The following is a 16,847-nucleotide window of genomic DNA, read 5'->3' as shown; positions in this document are numbered from 1 at the left end:
CATCGTGCAGCGCGCGCTGGGCATCCCGACGGCAATGTTCACGTGCATCTTCGCGATGGCGCGTACGGTGGGCTGGATTGCGCAGTGGAACGAGATGATTGCCGATCCGGAACAAAAGATTGGCCGTCCGCGTCAGCTGTTTGTCGGCGAGACACAGCGGGAAGCAAAGCCGCTGGCAAAGCGTTGAGCGGAACAGGATTGGGAAAACAGACTACCCGGTTGATGGCCGGATAGTCCGACGCTCCTCGAGTCCTGAAGCCGGGCGGGCGCTGCACTCATGCGAGGGCAGCGCCCGCGCTGCGTTTACAGCACTGTAATCCGCGAGCCGCAGCTGGCATTGCTCACAGCGTCCCAGTGCCGCGCGTCAAAACTGCAGAACACGTGCCAGCCGGGTGAAACGATGCCAGATCGCCACGCTGTAGCGTTTTGTTACGCCTTCGGCGGTGCCGCTTCCGGTGAATCCGCCAGACACCTGTGTTAAGTTCATTCGAACGGTGCAGACTCTCTACAATCCGAACGAAGCCCATAGCACAGGAGCAAGCTGATGCAGGATCCAGAAGCACTTGGCGGACTGACGCACTCAGGCGGTGCAGATCATCGCGAGCACGATCAGGATGCCCCCTTTATTGCGCCGGAAAATCTCAATGTCGCCAGCGCGAACCAGTATGTGTTGAAATCGGGCGACACTTTCATTGTCAACGACCCGCTCGGCGATATCACCGGTCATGACGACGGCCTGTTCGTCAACGATACCCGGGTCCTGTCGCAATTGCGGCTGACTTTCGGCGGCCGCGCGCCGTCGCTGCTGTCCGGCAGCGTCAGCAGCGACAACACCGCATTCACCGCGCATCTGACCAACCGGCCGCTACCGCCGCTCGGCGGCGACAGCACCCCGGAAGGCGTGATTCACGTCGAACGGGTCCGTGTGTTGTCCGGCACGGTTTTGAACGAAGCGATCGAATTGACCAATTACGGCACGAGTGATGCAGTCGTGCCGCTGTCCATCTCATTTGCCAGCGATTTCCGCGACATGTTCGAGGTGCGCGGTCTCAAACGCGGTAAGGAAGGCAAGGTCGAGGCCGCGCGCGTCGAGCGTGGCGAAGTGCTGCTCAACTACATCGGGCTGGACGACGTGGAGCGGCGCGTGCAGATCGCCTTCTCGCCGAAGCCCGACCAGCTGTTTTCGAACCGCGCCGACTACACGGTGCAACTGCCGGCGCAGGCGTGCGTGTCGATTTATCTGGCCGTCGACGTGCAGGTCCATGCGAAACAGGAAGTGCCGGGTGCGGACGTCGCGAAATCGACGCACTCGGTGAGCGAAGCGCACCTGTCGCAGATCGACACCGTGCGTCCGCGCGTAGGGCGCGCAGCGGTGCGCGCCGCGCTCGTGGATGCCCACCTCGTGATGCGCGAGCGCCGTCGCGCGAGCGCCCGCGTGCGTTCGAGCAATCCGCTTTTCAATGCATGGATCGATCGTTCGTTCGCAGATCTGGGCTTGCTCACCACCGATCTGGAAACCGGCCCGTATCCCTATGCCGGAATCCCGTGGTTTTCCACTCCGTTCGGGCGCGACGCGGTGATCACCTCGCTGCAAACCTTGTGGCTGCAGCCGGGACTCGCGCGCGGTGTGCTGCGTTTCCTCGCGAGGCATCAGGCCCGCGAGAATTCGCCGTTTCGCGATGCGGCCGTCGGCAAGATCATGCACGAAATGCGCAAGAGCGAAATGGCGGCGACCGGCGAGGTGCCGTTCGCGCTCTATTACGGCGGCGTCGACACCACGCCGCTGTTTATCGTGCTGGCCGGCGCCTATGTGGCGCGTACCGGCGACGTCAGCCTGATCGACGAATTGTGGCCCGCGCTGGTGCTCGCGGCACAATGGGTCGCGGGCGTGTGCGACAAGAACCGCTTTGGCTTGCTCGACTATCAGCGCGAGTCGGATGGCGGTCTCGCGAATCAGGGCTGGAAGGACAGTCACGACTCCGTCTTTCATGCGGATGGTCGCTTCCCTGACGGTCCGATTGCGTTGGTCGAAGTGCAGGCCTACGCCAGCGCCGCGTTTGACACGATGGCGCGCTTCGCTACGCTACGCGGCCTGTCCGACGACGCGGCGGCCTACACCAAACGCGCCGCCGCGATCCGCAAATGCGTCGAAGAGAAGTACTGGATGGAAGAGTCCGGCTTCTATGGCATCGCGCTGGACGGTCACGGCGAACTGTGCCGTGTGATGGCATCGAACGCGGGGCATCTGCTCGCCTTCGGCTTGCCGTCGCGCGAGCGCGGCGAAGCGGTGGTGCGCGGTCTCGAATCGACGCAGTTTCATACAGGGTGGGGCGTACGCACGCTCGCCGCAAGCCAGGCGCGCTTCAATCCGATGGCGTATCACAATGGCTCGGTCTGGCCGCACGACAACGCGCTATGCGCGCGCGGCGTGGCGCGTTACGGCGGCAAGACAACCGCGGTGAAGCTGCTGCAGGCGCTGTTCCAGGCTGCGGTCAATTTCGACATGCGTTTGCCGGAGCTGTTCTGCGGCTTCCCGCGCCGGCGTGGCGAACCGCCTACCGCTTATCCGGTGGCGTGCTTGCCGCAAGCGTGGGCTGCGGGCTCGCCCTTCATGATGCTGGAGGCGTGCCTTGGCATCACGGTCGATGCGGAAAAACGCGAAGTCCTGATTGAACAACCCATGCTGCCCGAGGGTATCGACTGGCTTGAAGTCGGCGATATGCGCGTCGGCAATTCGACCGTGTCGATCACGTTCCGCCGCGTGGCAGGCAAGGTCGTGGCCTCCGCGGAGCAGGGCGACGTGCGGGTTGTCGCGTTGCTGTAGACGCTTAATGAAGTATCAGCGGAGTCTCGACACGCGCTAATCAGCGCTGATGCATGCGATGAGCCGGTGGTAACATTTGTTGTCAACCACTCTCCGGATCATCGCATGCCTGACAGTTTTGACCAACTCGCCGCCCTGATCCGGGCGCGCTTCTCCGAACTGAGTCCGCAATTCCAGGTGGGTGCAGCATTCCTGCTGGACCATCCCGACGAAGTCGCCGTCTCTTCCATGCGCAAAGTCGCCGAGCGGGCCCTGGTGCAACCGGCCTCGCTCGTGCGGCTCTCGCAGCAACTGGGTTTCCCCGGCTGGAACGAATTGCGCAACCTGTTCGTGGCGCGAGTTCGCACGCGCCCTGAGCCGCTTGCGAGCCGCGCGCGCTCGCTCGTCAAAGCCAACGCCAGAGACGCACTGGCGAACGATCTGCTGGTCGCGCAACAACACAATCTGGATGTGACGGCTGCCCATAACGCGCGTGTGACCGTGGAGACCGCACGGCTGTTGCGGCGCGCGCCGCATGTGCACGTAGCGGGTTTTCGCTCGTGCTATGCGGTGGCGTTTGGCCTCGTGTATGGATACCGGTTGTTTCGCTCGGCGGTGTCGCTGTTGACGGGCGAAGCCGGCACGCTCGAGATGCAGCTACGCACCATCCAGCGCGACAGCGCGACCATCGTGATCAGTTTCGCGCCGTATTCGGTGGAGGCCGCACGCGTGGCCGAGGCGGCATTGGAGAAGGGCAGCAAACTGATTGCGATCACCGACAGCGCGGTGTCGCCCATTGCGCTGAATGCCGACAAGGTACTGATCTTTTCGCACGAAAGCCCGTCGTTCTTTCCCTCGCTGGTGGCTGCCACTGCGATTGCGGAGTCACTCGTCGCGCATTTGCTCGCACTCGAAGGTGCGGACGCCGTTGCAGAACTCGAAATCGCCGAGAAGTCGTTGCATACCAAGGGCGCTTATGTTCCATGAGATTAGATGCATGCGTTCGATGCGATTGCCCGAATCGTGTCGGTGAGATCGCGCGTCAAGTGGATTTTACAAATCGCACGGGTCGACTTCACAAAACGCGGCGCCGATTGCGCGCCGCTAAATAGGCGTATTTCCGTATGGGTATCCAACCTTGGGTTATTTTGCATCCCTGACCTATACTCAAAAAAGTTTCATCAGCCCATCGCGGTGGGAATAAGCCACAAATACATGCAGCAAATCCGATCCTTCAGGCCGTGCCTCGCGCGCTGCGATCGTTTGCTGGACACGTGACTGCCGTGTATCCACGCCACGTATCTTTGCCGGTTGAAAGAGCGTGCTCTGGAGCGGAGGCTGGATCATGGCAGAAGCAGATGGCGTTCCCTACGGGCGCAAGACTCAGCACGCGCCGGCGCTCAAGGAAGTACACATCATATGGATTACCGCCGGCCTCGGCTGCGACGGTGATTCCGTATCGATTACCGCAGCTAGCCAGCCCAGCATCGAAGATGTGATTCTCGGTGCGATTCCCGGTTTACCGAAGGTTCATCTGCACAATCCCGTGCTTGCCTATGAAAACGGCGACGAGTTTCTCGTGCCCTTTCATCAGGCCGCGCGCGGCGAACTGGAAAACTTTGTATTGGTGGTCGAGGGTTCGATTCCGAACGAGCGCATCAATCGCGAAGGCTATTGGGCAGCGCTAGGCACCGACCCCGATACGCATGAGCCGATCACCATTCCGCAATGGCTCGACCGCCTTGCGCCGCGTGCGCTGGCCGTGGTCGGCGCCGGTACCTGCGCGACCTACGGCGGCATTCATGCGATGGAAGGCAATCCGACCGGTTGCATGGGTCTCGCGGATTATCTCGGCTGGAAGTGGACCTCGAAGGCCGGGCTGCCGATCGTCAACGTGCCCGGGTGTCCAGTGCAGCCGGATAACTTCATGGAGACGCTCCTTTATCTTCTGTATCAGCTAGCGGGTCTCGCGCCGATGATCCCGCTCGACGACGCCCTGCGTCCCAGATGGTTATTTACCCGCACCGTTCACGACGGTTGCGATCGCGCCGGCTCATATGAACAGGCCGTGTTCGCAAAGGAGTACGGCAGCCCGAACTGCATCGTCAAGCTCGGCTGCTGGGGGCCGGTGGTGCAATGCAATGTGCCCAAGCGCGGCTGGATGGCCGGCATTGGCGGATGCCCGAATGTGGGCGGTATCTGCATCGGTTGCACCATGCCGGGTTTTCCTGACAAATTCATGCCGTTTATGGACGAGCCGCCCGGGGCCGTGCTTTCATCGAATCTGATCAGGAGCTACGGCCCACTGATTCGCAGCCTGCGCAAGCTGACCAACAACACGCTTAACGACGAACCGAAATGGCGCCATAACCGCTCGGAACTCACCACCGGTTACCGTCGTTGAGTGGCGGATTGCGACTTGTCAGCAGGGAGAAGCTCATGGCCACTATCGTTGCACCTGAAGCCTCGACGCTCGGTACGGCCGCGCCGGGCAAACTGGTGGAGATGAACTGGGATCCGATTACGCGGATCGTCGGCAGTCTGGGCATTTATACGAAGATCGATTTTGCGAACCGCCGCGTGGCGCAATGCTATAGCACCTCGTCGATCTTCCGCGGCTACAGTATCTTCATGAAAGGCAAAGACCCGCGTGATGCGCACTTCATCACGAGCCGCATATGCGGTATCTGCGGCGACAATCACGCGACCTGCTCGGTGTATGCGCAGAACATGGCGTACGGGGTGAAACCTCCTGCGATCGCGGAATGGATCGTCAATCTGGGTGAAGCAGCCGAATACATGTTCGACCACAACATCTTCCAGGACAACCTGGTGGGCGTGGACTTCTGCGAGCAGATGGTCAAGGAAACCAACCCTGGCGTGTGGGACAAGGCGCAGAAAACCGCCGCTGCGCATGCGGCCGAGCACGGCTATAAAACGATTGGCGACATCATGCATGCGCTCAATCCGTTTGCCGGCGAGTTCTACCGCGAGACGCTGCTGGTGAGCCGTTATACGCGTGAGATGTTCTGCCTGATGGAAGGGCGTCACGTGCATCCGTCGACGCTCTATCCGGGCGGCGTGGGCACGGTGCCGACCATCCAGCTGTTTACCGACTACATTACGCGGCTGATGAAGTACGTGGAGTTCATGAAGAAGGTCGTGCCCTTGCATGACGATCTGTTCGACTTCTTCTATGAAGCACTGCCGGGTTACGAAGAGGTCGGGCGCAGGCGGATTCTGCTTGGTTGCTGGGGCTCGTTCCAGGATCCGAATGTTTGCGATTACAACTACAACACGATGACGCAGTGGGGACGCGGCATGTTCGTCACACCCGGCGTGGTGGTGGACGGCGAACTGGTTACTACCGATCTGGTCGACATCAACCTGAATATCCGCATTCTGCTGGGCAGCTCGTATTACGATGATTGGGATCACGAAGAAACGTTCGTCAAGACCGATCCGCTTGGCAACCCGGTTGATCGCAAGCATCCGTGGAATCAGACGACCCTGCCGCGTCCGCAAAAACGCAAGTTCGACGGCAATTACACGTGGGTCATGTCACCGCGCTGGCTCGACAAACGCACAGGGGATCATCTCGCACTCGATACCGGCGGTGGCCCGATTGCCAGGTTGTGGGCAACCGCGCTAGCGGGCCTCGTCGATATCGGCTACATCAAGGCCACGGGCCATAGCGTCAAGATCTATCTACCGAAAACCGCCTTGAAGCCCGAGGTGGAATTCGAATGGAAGATTCCGCAGTGGAGCAATGCGATTGAGCGCGATCGCGCGCGTACTTATTTTCAGGCCTATGCCGCCGCTGCCGCGCTGTATTTTGCGGAGCAGGCACTCGCCGAATTGCATGCTGGACGCACGCGCACGTTCAGCGACTTCAAGGTGCCGGAAGAAGGTATTGGCTGCGGCTTTCACGAAGCCGTGCGCGGAGTGTTGTCGCACCATCTGGTGATTCGCGACGGCAAGATCGCCAACTATCATCCGTATCCGCCCACACCATGGAATGCCAATCCACGGGATGTCTATGGCACGCCCGGGCCTTACGAGGACGCTGTGCAGAACACGCCGATCTTCGAAGAAAACGGGCCGGACAAGTTCAAGGGTATCGACATCATGCGCGCGGTCCGCAGTTTCGATCCGTGCCTGCCGTGTGGCGTGCATATGTATGTCGGCAACGGCAAGACCATCGAGACGTCGCATTCGCCGACCTTCGGCGTGATGCAGGGAGCGCACAAGTGAGCGATGCCCGCGCGATCGAAACCCAGCAGCGCCGCATTGAAGAACTGGTGATGGCGCTGGAGACGCTTGACGATCCGCGCGCAAGGGATGTTGCCCGGGAACTGCTGCACGTGGTGCTCGATCTGCACGCGCAAGGCTTGTCGCGTTTGATGGAGATCGTCGAGGCAGCGGGCGTAATGGATAACGCGATGCTCGAGGCGTTCGAGCGTGACGCTTCGGTGTCGGCGGTATTGCTGCTGCATGGGCTGCATCCGCAGGACCTGTCGACTCGCGCCGCCTGCGCTGTCGAAAAGATACGGCCCCGGCTGGGTGCGCAAGGCGTTCGGATCGAACTGATCGATGCTGCCGAAGAGGCCGTCAAGGTGAGTGTGTCGGGTCGCTTGCAGGGTAAGCACAACACGGTGGGCGAGTTGCAGCAGGAAATCGAGCGCGCGATTCTTGAAGCTGCGCCCGAGGCGCTGCGTGTGGAGATTACCGGTCTGGCGGAACTCGACGTGCACGAATTGCGCTTTGTTCCGAATCATGCCGCGGTAACCGGCCGGATCGAGGCCGGCACGCGATGAGCGCCGCCGGCGCACCGGGACGCGGCTGGGTCGCGCGCCTACGCGGCTTCGCGCGTCAAACCGCCGACGTGCGCTGCGAGCTGTGCGCTGCGCCGATTCTTGCGGATCATCCGCATCTGTTCGAAGTCCACACGCGCGAGCTGTATTGCTGTTGTCGCGCATGTGCGTTGCTGTTCGGCAGTCAGCAGGGCGCACATTACCGTCCTGTACCGCGCGACGGCCGGCGCCTCGACGGCTTTTGCATGAGCGATCCGCAGTGGGACGCGTTGGCGCTTCCCATTGATATCGCGTTTTTCCTTCATGACAGCGAAGCGAAGCGCGTCGTCGCCCTTTATCCAGGCCCCGCGGGCAGCACGCAATCCGCACTCGATCTCGGCGCATGGGACGAACTGGTGGCCGACAATCCGGTGCTCGGACAACTTCAACCCGACGTCGAAGCGCTGCTCGTCAATCGCACCGAAGGCGCGCGCGAGTATTACCGCGTGCCGATCGATCAATGCTATGCATTAACCGGACTGATTCGCGCGCGCTGGCGTGGCGTGTCGGGTGGTGTACAGGCGTGGGAAGCGATTCGCAGCTTCTTTGCCGCACTCAAACGCACTGGCCGCGTGCCGGAGGGGCTGCTCCATGCCTGATCTGGCCTTCACCGTCGAGCATGCCGAGGTCGCGCCTTTCGCTGCCGCGCCGCTGCTGTTGTTCAGGCTGCGCGTGACGTCTGCGCCTGCGGGCGAAGCGATAGCCAGCATCACGTTGCAATGCCAGGTTCAGATCGAAGCGACGAGGCGCGGTTATGCGCCGGCCGAGCAAGACAGTCTGGAGGATCTGTTCGGCACGCCGCAGCGCTGGGGCGAGACCTTGCGCACGATGCTATGGACCCACACCAGCATGGTGGTCCCGCCGTTCGACGGCGAGTGCACGGTCGATTTGCCGGTGCCGTGCAGTTTCGACTTCAATGTCGCGGCGACCCGGTTTTTTCATGCGCTACAGGAAGGCGAAATTCCGTTGCTGCTGCAGTTCAGCGGCACCGTGTTCTACCGCAACGCCGACGATGCCCTGCAGGCCGCACCGATTCCCTGGCACAAGGAGGCGGCGTTCCGCTTGCCGGTGCAACTGTGGCGCGACATGATGGCGCGCTATTACCCGAACGGCGCGTGGCTGTGTCTGCACCGCGACGTATTCGACCGGCTGGCACGCTACAAAACCCAGCGCGGTCTCGCCAGCTGGGAGCACGCGGTCGCGAGATTGCTTGACGGCGTCGAGGAGGACATCTCATGACTCCGGTCGAGAGTGTGGTGCAAGCGGTGCTGTACGAGGGGTACATGCTGTATCCGTACCGGCCGACGTCGGTCAAGAACCGGCAGCGCTGGACCTTTGGCGGCGTGTATCCACACGCCTATGCGCAGGCCTCGGGCAGCGATCCGTGGCTGATGCAGACCGAGTATCTGATTCGCGGCGACGCAAGCACACGTATCGACGTGCGGCCCGGATTTCTTCAGGTGATCGAACGGATCGTGCTGGACGCGCCGAGCTCGTCGCACGCGTCGCCGTCATCCGATGCAATGGCGTGGCGGCAAGTGCCGGTGCTCGATATCGGCGAGCGACGTTTTTATCCCTGGCAAGAGGCGGCCGAGCGGCACATCCGCGTCCCTCAGATCGTACTCGGAGCGTTACTGAACGCGCCGCGCGAAGTGCCTTTCTCATTCGTTGCGGGCAGCGAGATCGAAACCCTGGCTGATCGCGCCCGCACGGTTCGTGGCGCATTGCGGCGCACGCGCTTTCATCTGGAAGGGCGAGTGGAACTGGCGGCCGAGGGTGTCGCTGAGGGCGTATATCGTTTGACGACGCGTATCCTCAACGAAACTCCGCTGAATCATGCGGATTCGTTGACGCGCGATCAGGCTTCGCTTTACGCTCTGGTGTCGTGTCACACCATTCTGAGCGTCAAAGGCGGCACGTGTGTGTCGTCGATCGATCCGCCTGACGATCTTGCGGCTGCGGCCGCGCTGTGCCGCAACATCGGTGCGTGGCCGGTTCTGGTGGGCGACGAAGCACGCTCGGACACCATGCTGGCCACGCCGATCATTCTCTACGACTATCCGCAGATTGCGCCGGAAAGCACGGGCGAACTGTTCGACTCCACCGAGATCGACGAGATTCTGACCTTGCGCATTCTCACCATGACCGACGACGAAAAGCGCGAGATGGCCGCCACCGACGATCGGGCGCGCGCCATGCTGACGCGTACCGAGAACATCGGCGCGCAACAGATGCAGAAATTGCACGGTACGTTGCGGCAGATTCGCACCGTGGAAGCGCCGGACGTATTGCAGGCGTCGGCGCAGGACGACAGCTTCGAGCCGGTTGCGCCCTGGGCCGAACTCGACGCGCGGCCGCATCCACGGTCGGTCCGCGTAGCAGGCGTGGAGGTTCAGGTCGGCGATCAGGTGCGCCTGCATCCGCGCTGCCGCGCCGACATCTTCGATATCGCGTTGAGCGGCATGGTGGCGACCATTGAATCGATTGAGCGCGATTTCGATGATCGCGTGCACGTCGCGGTCACGATTGACGACGACCCGGGCAAGGATCTCGGCGTGGCGCGCATGCCGGGCCATCGCTTCTTCTTTGGACCGGACGAGATCGAGCCTTTGACGAACGGTGGGAGACGCGCATGAGCGGGATTCTGGTCGCGGGCATCGGCAACGTGTTTTTCGGCGACGACGGTTTCGGCGTCGAAGTGGTGCGGCGGCTTGCCGAACGGGCGGACGGCCGGCCGCATCCGGAGCCGTCGGCAGAGGTGCGCGTCGAGGACTTCGGCATTCGGGGCATCGATCTTTGCTATGCGTTGCTCGACGGCGTCGACGCCGCGATTCTGATCGACGCGACGCAGCGTGGCGGTCCGCCAGGCACGCTGTATCTGATCGAACCCGCCCGAGAGGACGATGAGTCATCGGCGAGTTCCGATCCTTACGCATCGCCTGTACTGATGTCAGCGCATCAGATGGATCCGGCACAGGTGCTGCAAACCGTGCGCATGCTGGGCGGTGGTTGCGAGGACATTGTGGTGCTCGGCTGCGAGCCGGCGGACTTCGGCTTCGAGCACGGTGAACAAGGGCGGATGGGCCTGAGCAACCCGGTAGCGGCGGCCGTCGATCAGGCTGCGGATCTGGTTGAAACGCTGATTGTGCAGACCCGCGAGCGACTGGCTTTACGACTGGTTTAAAGGGTGAGTTTCACAGGGAGGCGCAATGAGCGGATTTTTCAAGTACCTGATATTGCCGGCGCTACTGGTTGGGCTGTTGGCCAATGCGAAGGACATCAAGCGCTATTTGCGCATGCGCAACATGTAGGCAATCACGCAAAGGGAATGCACGATGAGCACGAGTGCACAGCCGCCGCTTGGGCGGGGCGCCATGCGGCGACCGATAGGCGAGGAGATCCGCGTACGCGGACTGGTCCAGGGGGTGGGTTTTCGGCCGACCGTATGGCGGCTCGCGCATGATTGCGGGCTGGTCGGCGACGTACGCAACGATAGCGACGGCGTATTGATTCACGCATGCGGCGACGTGTTGACCGTGGAGCAGTTCCTCGCCCGTTTGCGTGCCGAATGTCCGCCGCTGGCGCGGATCGATGCCATTGAGCGGCATGAGTGGGTGTCGGTCGCGGAGGTCGACGATTTCCGCATTGTGCCGAGCGAAAGCGGACAGGCGCAAACCGGCGTCGTGCCGGATGCTGCGATCTGCGCAGCATGCGCCGCGGAAATCGCGGATCCCTCGAACCGGCGCTACCGCTACCCATTTGCCAATTGCACGCATTGCGGGCCGCGGCTTTCCATCATTGAGGCGATTCCCTACGACCGCGCGAATACGACGATGGCCGCGTTCGCCATGTGCGACGCGTGCCGTGCCGAATACGACGATCCGTCCGACCGCCGTTTCCATGCGCAGCCGGTGGCGTGCACCGTGTGTGGGCCGCATGTGTGGCTGGAGGCGCCGGATGGGTCGCCGCTCGATGTACCGGTCAGCGATGTGTGCAGTGCCGCGAGCGCGCTGTTGCAGCGCGGCTCGGTTCTCGCCATTAAAGGATTGGGCGGTTTTCAGCTCGCTTGCGATGCATGCGACGAAACGGCGGTCGCGCGCTTGCGCCGCCTGAAGCGTCGCGAGCGTAAGCCGTTTGCGCTGCTGGCGCGCGATCTGGATGTGGTGAAGCGGTACTGCATGGTGGACGATCTGGAGCGCGCGCTTTTGCTGAGCACGTCTGGACCGATAGTGATTTTGCGGGCGCAGGCAGCGAGCGAGGCCGTGCCTGTCGTCGCAGCGAGTGTGGCGCCGGGTGTCGACACGCTGGGCTTTATGCTGCCTTCGACACCTTTGCATCATCTGCTGATCGAATCGTTCGACCGTCCGCTGGTGCTGACGAGCGGCAATACCAGCGACGAGCCACAATGCATCGACAACAATGACGCGCGTGCACGTCTTGGCCGCATCGCCAATGCGTTCCTGATGCATGATCGCGATATCGCGCGACGGGTCGACGATTCGGTTGCGCGTGTCGTATCCGGCGCGCCGCGCATGCTACGCCGCTCGCGCGGTTACGCACCTGCGCCGCTGACGTTGCCAGCGGGATTCGACGGCACGCCCGCCATTCTTGCGATGGGCGGCGAACTGAAGAACACGTTCTGCATTACACGCGACGCTCAGGCGATCGTTTCACACCATATGGGCGATCTGGAAGACGCGCTGACCTACGCAGATTATCGACGCTCCGTGATGCAGTATCTGACGCTGTTCGAGCATGAGCCGCAAGCGATTGCGCTCGACATGCATCCCGAGTATCTGTCGCGCAAGATTGGTTATGACGTGGCAGAGGCGCGGCAATTGCCGCTGGAAGAGGTCCAGCATCATCACGCGCATATCGCTGCGTGCATGGCCGAAAACGGTGTCGCGCTGGATGCGCAACCGGTACTCGGCGTCGCCCTCGACGGCCTTGGCTATGGCGTAGACGGCACGCTTTGGGGCGGCGAATTCATGCTGGCAGGCTATCGCGACTTCATCCGCCTTGGCATGTTCAAGCCGGTTGCGCTGCTTGGCGGAGCGCGTGCGATTCATGAACCATGGCGCAACACCTATGCGCATCTTTTGGCGGCGTTCGGCTGGGAGGCTTTCGACAAGCGCTACGCCGGACTGGATCTGCAACGTCTGCTTGCCGCGCGACCGCGTGTCACGCTCGACGCGATGATCTCGAACGGCATCAATAGTCCGCTTGCGAGTTCGGCCGGCCGTCTATTCGATGCAGTAGCGGCTGCGCTGGGGGTCTGCACGGAACGGGTCTTGTATGAAGGGCAGGCCGCCGTCGAATTCGAGGCGATGGTGGACGAACCCACCCTGCGCGACGAGGACGACGCATTCGCGTATCCGTTCGCCATTGCGCCTTGCGAGCGCGGCGGTCCGCGCTGCATCGAGCCACGTCCAATGTGGGAGGCCTTGCTCGACGATCTGTCGCGCGCTACGCCCGTGCCGGTCATCGCAGCACGGTTTCACAAGGGTGTGGCGCTTGCAATCGTAAAGATGGTCGAACTCTTGACAGATGAAATGCTCGATCGCGCAGGCGGTGCACCCGGTGCAAATGCAGCCACGCTCATGCGTGCGGCGGCCCCGGCTGTCGCGTTGTCAGGTGGCGTCTTCCAGAACCGTGTGCTGTTCGAACAGGTGGCGGGGCGGCTTGGCGCGGCTGGCTTGCAGGTGCTGTCGCACCGGCAGGTGCCGACCAGCGACGGCGGTCTTTCGCTCGGCCAGGCGGCGGTCGCGGCGGCGCGCAGGCGCGGCCGAGACGTCGCGGTTTAGCTCGGCGCATGGAGCGTGGAGAGCAGGATTAGCGGAGAGCGATATGTGTTTGGGAATCCCCGGACAGATCGTCAAGATCACCGACGCCGCGAACTCTCTGGCTCTCGTCGACGTGGGAGGCGTGCGGCGCGTGATCAATATCGCCTTTATCGTCGACGATGAGCAGGCGGTGGCAGCGTGTGTCGGCGAATGGGTGCTAGTGCATGTCGGGTTCGCCATGAGCCGGCTCGACGAAGAGGAAGCCGCGCGCACGCTGGCGTTGCTGCATGAACTGGGTGTCACGCAGGCAGAGGTGGAAGAGATACGCGGTGCGCCTTAAGAAGCGGCGCGGTTCAGGTTGCCGACGCGGCAAGTGGTGGAGACACGCAGGAACGGCGCCGGGTAATGGAGACACAGCATGCCCGAACATGAAACATTACAAGGGCTCTATCCCTTCCTTCATGGAGGCAGGCAGGACGCGGACAAGCTCGATGCCGCGCTGCTGGATTCGGTTCGTCAGAAGGCCCAGGATAGTGTCGAGACGAAGCGCCGTTTCTTTGAAGCCAACGGTCGCGCTGTGGTTGCCGTGGCGCATGTCATTGCCGACGTATACCGCCGCGATGGCCGGCTCTTCGCCATGGGCAACGGTGGCTCGAGTTGCGACGCGGCGCACATTGCCGTCGAGTTCCTGCATCCTGTCACCACCGGCCGACCCGCGCTGTGCGCGATCAATCTGGTCGCGGATACGGCCATGATGACGGCGGTGGGAAACGACGTCGGCTTCGCGCATATCTTCGTGAGGCAACTGATCGCGCAGGCACGGCACGGCGATGCGCTGATCGGCATATCGACGAGCGGCAACTCGGACAATCTGCTCGCGGCATTCGCCAAGGCGCATGCGATGGGTCTGCAGACCATTGGCTTGTCGGGCCACGACGGCGGCCGCATGGCGGCGAGTGCCGACCTCGATCATTGCCTCGTCGTGCCCAGCGACAGCATCCACCGAATACAGGAAACGCACGTCGCGATTTATCACATTCTGTGGGATCTGGTGCATACGCTGCTGGCCGACGATCGTGGCGGTCTGGGTGCGGTCGCGCACGGAGGCGTGCAATGAAATACGTGGACGAGTTCCGCGATCCGCAGAAAGCGCAGGCCCTGGCGAAGGAAATCCGCAAGCTGGTGGCGCGCATCGAACGCGCGAAGCAGCGCCCACTGCAGATCATGGAAGTCTGCGGCGGCCACACACATACCATCTTTCGCTATGGTATCCAGCAACTGTTGCCGGACAGCGTGGAGTTTGTGCACGGCCCGGGCTGCCCGGTCTGTGTCCTGCCAATGGGCCGCGTGGATGATTGCGTTGCACTCGCCGAGCGCCCCGAGGTGATCTTTACGACCTTTGGCGATGCGATGCGCGTGCCTGGCTCGAAGAAAAGCCTGTTGAAGGCAAAGGCCGATGGCGCGGATGTACGCATGGTGTATTCGCCGCTCGATGCCTTGAAGATTGCGCAGGCCAATCCGCAACGTGAAGTGGTTTTCTTCGGCCTCGGCTTCGAGACCACCATGCCCAGCACGGCGATGACCGTGTTGCAGGCGAAAGCACAAGGCCTTGTCAATTTCTCGCTGTTTTGCAACCACATTACGATTATCCCGACCATCAAGGCGATTCTCGATTCACCGGATCTGCACCTCGACGGATTTCTCGGGCCCGGTCACGTGAGCATGGTAATCGGCACACGACCGTATGAATTTATCGCACGACACTATCGAAAACCGATCACAGTGGCGGGCTTCGAGCCGCTCGACGTGCTGCAATCCATGTGGATGGTGCTCAGGCAAATTGCCGAAGGGCGCTGCGAGGTGGAGAACCAGTACGGCCGGATCGTGCCCGGGAACGGCAATGCACAAGCACTGTCGGCGATCCAGCAGGTCTTCGAACTGCGCGAATTCTTCGAGTGGCGCGGTTTGGGGTCGATCGATCACTCCGGCGTGCGAATTCGCGACACGTTTGCTGCCTTCGATGCGGAACGAAAGTTCGAGGTGCCGAACCTCAAGATCGCCGATCCGAAAGCGTGTCAATGTGGCGAGGTCCTGAAGGGCGTCATCAAGCCGCATCAGTGCAAGGTATTCGGCACGGCTTGTACGCCGGAATCACCATTGGGTTCGTTGATGGTGTCGAGCGAAGGCGCGTGCGCGGCCTACTACAACTATGGGCGGATCGATACGTCGCGGCTGCAGCGTCATGGCGGCGCTGTGGGTGCTGCGGAGGAACCCGCGGCCGAAACGCTCGTACGAGGCGGCCCTTGATGAACGATCGAGCCTCCAGTCGCTTCGATGACGTTGCTTCTGCCTCGCCGCGGCGCATTGCGCGTATCCGCGATGTTTCCGTCAATCTGGCGCATGGCAGTGGCGGTCGGGCGATGCGCGACCTGATTGAAGATGTATTCGTCACCGCCTTCGACAACCCGATGCTTGCGGCGCTTGAAGATCAGGCGACGATTCCACTCGCAGTGCTTGCCGCGCATGGTGATCGCCTTGCGTTTACAACCGACAGTTATGTCGTCGATCCGCTGTTTTTTCCAGGCGGCGATATTGGAACCCTGGCCGTGTCCGGCACCGTCAACGATCTGGCCGTAGCCGGTGCCACGCCGTTGTTTTTATCGTGCGGCGTGGTGATCGAAGAAGGCTTTGCCGTGGAGAGCTTGCGGCGCATCGCAGCCAGTATGCAGCGGGTTGCGCGCGAAGCCGGCGTTGCCATCGTCACGGGCGATACCAAGGTCGTCGAGCGTGGTTGTGCCGACAAGCTGTTCATCAATACGGCCGGCATTGGCGTGGTGCGGCGCGACGTGGCGATTTCCGCGAGTCGCGCGCAACCCGGAGACGTCGTGCTCGTCAATGGCTATCTTGGCGATCACGGGGCGGCGATTCTCGTGGCGCGCCAGCAGCTCGAGCTCGAATCCGACGTGCAAAGCGATTGCGCACCGCTGAACGGCTTGATAGACGCGATGCTCGATGTATGTCCGCAGATTCACTGCTTGCGCGATGCGACGCGCGGCGGCGTTGCGACTGTCCTCAACGAGTTTGCGCAGAGTTCGAACGTGACGATCCGGATTCGCGAGGCGGACGTGCCCTTGCGCGAGGAAGTGAAAGGCGCATGCGAGATCCTCGGTCTCGATCCGCTTTATCTGGCCAATGAGGGCAAACTCGTGGCGGTGGTGCCTGAGCGTGCCGCCGATAGTGTGCTGAGCGTCATGCGCGCGCATCCGTCGGGTCGCGAGGCAGCCGCAATCGGTGTGGTCGAAGACGGTCCGGATGGCCTTGTCGTGCTGCACACGGCATTCGGCGGTCAGCGCATCGTCGACATGCTGGTGGGCGAGCAATTGCCGCGTATCTGTTAGCGCAGGGCCT

16 protein-coding genes are annotated in these 16,847 nt (G+C 62.1%); all 16 read left to right on the top strand.

Features of this window, described 5'->3' with window-relative positions:
• Positions 1 to 187, top strand: a 187-nt coding sequence (locus tag VGH41_RS24865) for a citrate/2-methylcitrate synthase (RefSeq protein ID WP_331600314.1), incomplete at its 5' end; no start/stop codon positions are given.
• A 357-nt stretch (positions 188 to 544) separates the two neighbouring features.
• Complete coding sequence (locus tag VGH41_RS24860; RefSeq protein ID WP_331600313.1) at positions 545 to 2,824, top strand: glycogen debranching N-terminal domain-containing protein; 2,280 nt, start codon at positions 545 to 547, stop codon at positions 2,822 to 2,824.
• Positions 2,825 to 2,929: 105 nt separating this feature from the next.
• Complete coding sequence (locus VGH41_RS24855) at positions 2,930 to 3,790, top strand: MurR/RpiR family transcriptional regulator (protein WP_331600312.1); 861 nt, start codon at positions 2,930 to 2,932, stop codon at positions 3,788 to 3,790.
• Between the two features lie 358 nt (positions 3,791 to 4,148).
• Positions 4,149 to 5,207: a hypothetical protein gene (locus VGH41_RS24850; RefSeq protein WP_331600311.1), complete on the top strand. Its 1,059-nt coding sequence runs from the start codon at positions 4,149 to 4,151 to the stop codon at positions 5,205 to 5,207.
• 35 nt (positions 5,208 to 5,242) lie between these two features.
• Positions 5,243 to 7,057 carry a nickel-dependent hydrogenase large subunit gene (locus VGH41_RS24845; RefSeq protein ID WP_331600310.1) on the top strand — a complete coding sequence of 605 codons (1,815 nt, stop codon included), beginning with the start codon at positions 5,243 to 5,245 and terminating at the stop codon, positions 7,055 to 7,057.
• Positions 7,054 to 7,620 (top strand): NifU family protein, encoded by a 567-nt coding sequence (locus VGH41_RS24840; RefSeq protein ID WP_331600309.1) that lies wholly within the window; start codon positions 7,054 to 7,056, stop codon positions 7,618 to 7,620. Before VGH41_RS24845 ends, VGH41_RS24840 begins: the two co-directional genes overlap by 4 nt.
• A complete protein-coding gene (locus VGH41_RS24835) occupies positions 7,617 to 8,255 on the top strand; it encodes a DUF5947 family protein (RefSeq protein WP_331600308.1) in 639 nt (212 codons plus the stop codon). Before VGH41_RS24840 ends, VGH41_RS24835 begins: the two co-directional genes overlap by 4 nt.
• Positions 8,248 to 8,895: a DUF6084 family protein gene (locus VGH41_RS24830; RefSeq protein WP_331600307.1), complete on the top strand. Its 648-nt coding sequence runs from the start codon at positions 8,248 to 8,250 to the stop codon at positions 8,893 to 8,895. Before VGH41_RS24835 ends, VGH41_RS24830 begins: the two co-directional genes overlap by 8 nt.
• Positions 8,892 to 10,292 carry a hypothetical protein gene (locus tag VGH41_RS24825; protein WP_331600306.1) on the top strand — a complete coding sequence of 467 codons (1,401 nt, stop codon included), beginning with the start codon at positions 8,892 to 8,894 and terminating at the stop codon, positions 10,290 to 10,292. Before VGH41_RS24830 ends, VGH41_RS24825 begins: the two co-directional genes overlap by 4 nt.
• Positions 10,289 to 10,840: a hydrogenase maturation protease gene (locus tag VGH41_RS24820; RefSeq protein WP_331600305.1), complete on the top strand. Its 552-nt coding sequence runs from the start codon at positions 10,289 to 10,291 to the stop codon at positions 10,838 to 10,840. The genes VGH41_RS24825 and VGH41_RS24820 overlap by 4 nt, the downstream gene beginning before the upstream one ends.
• A 25-nt stretch (positions 10,841 to 10,865) precedes the next feature.
• The gene (locus VGH41_RS26650) at positions 10,866 to 10,967 is read left to right on the top strand and encodes a DUF6893 family small protein (protein ID WP_414696709.1); all 102 of its coding nucleotides are present in this window, start codon (positions 10,866 to 10,868) and stop codon (positions 10,965 to 10,967) included.
• Positions 10,968 to 10,991: 24 nt separating this feature from the next.
• Entirely contained in the window at positions 10,992 to 13,460 is a 2,469-nt protein-coding gene (gene hypF / locus VGH41_RS24815; RefSeq protein ID WP_331600304.1) for a carbamoyltransferase HypF, read from the top strand.
• Between the two features lie 43 nt (positions 13,461 to 13,503).
• On the top strand, positions 13,504 to 13,779 hold the full coding sequence (locus VGH41_RS24810) for a HypC/HybG/HupF family hydrogenase formation chaperone (protein WP_331600303.1): 276 nt from the start codon (positions 13,504 to 13,506) through the stop codon (positions 13,777 to 13,779).
• A gap of 78 nt (positions 13,780 to 13,857) precedes the next feature.
• Positions 13,858 to 14,556, top strand: a complete 699-nt coding sequence (locus VGH41_RS24805) for an SIS domain-containing protein (protein WP_331600302.1) — start codon at positions 13,858 to 13,860, stop codon at positions 14,554 to 14,556.
• Positions 14,553 to 15,746: a hydrogenase formation protein HypD gene (hypD, locus tag VGH41_RS24800; protein WP_331600301.1), complete on the top strand. Its 1,194-nt coding sequence runs from the start codon at positions 14,553 to 14,555 to the stop codon at positions 15,744 to 15,746. Before VGH41_RS24805 ends, hypD begins: the two co-directional genes overlap by 4 nt.
• Complete coding sequence (hypE, locus tag VGH41_RS24795; RefSeq protein ID WP_331600300.1) at positions 15,746 to 16,837, top strand: hydrogenase expression/formation protein HypE; 1,092 nt, start codon at positions 15,746 to 15,748, stop codon at positions 16,835 to 16,837. The genes hypD and hypE overlap by 1 nt, the downstream gene beginning before the upstream one ends.
• The last annotated feature ends 10 nt before the right edge of the window (positions 16,838 to 16,847 follow it).

The sequence above is a fragment of the Paraburkholderia sp. genome, from assembly GCF_036488795.1.
GTDB lineage: Bacteria > Pseudomonadota > Gammaproteobacteria > Burkholderiales > Burkholderiaceae > Paraburkholderia.
Note: the sequence above shows the minus strand (reverse complement) of the source record. Positions and strands in the feature narration are given on the sequence as shown.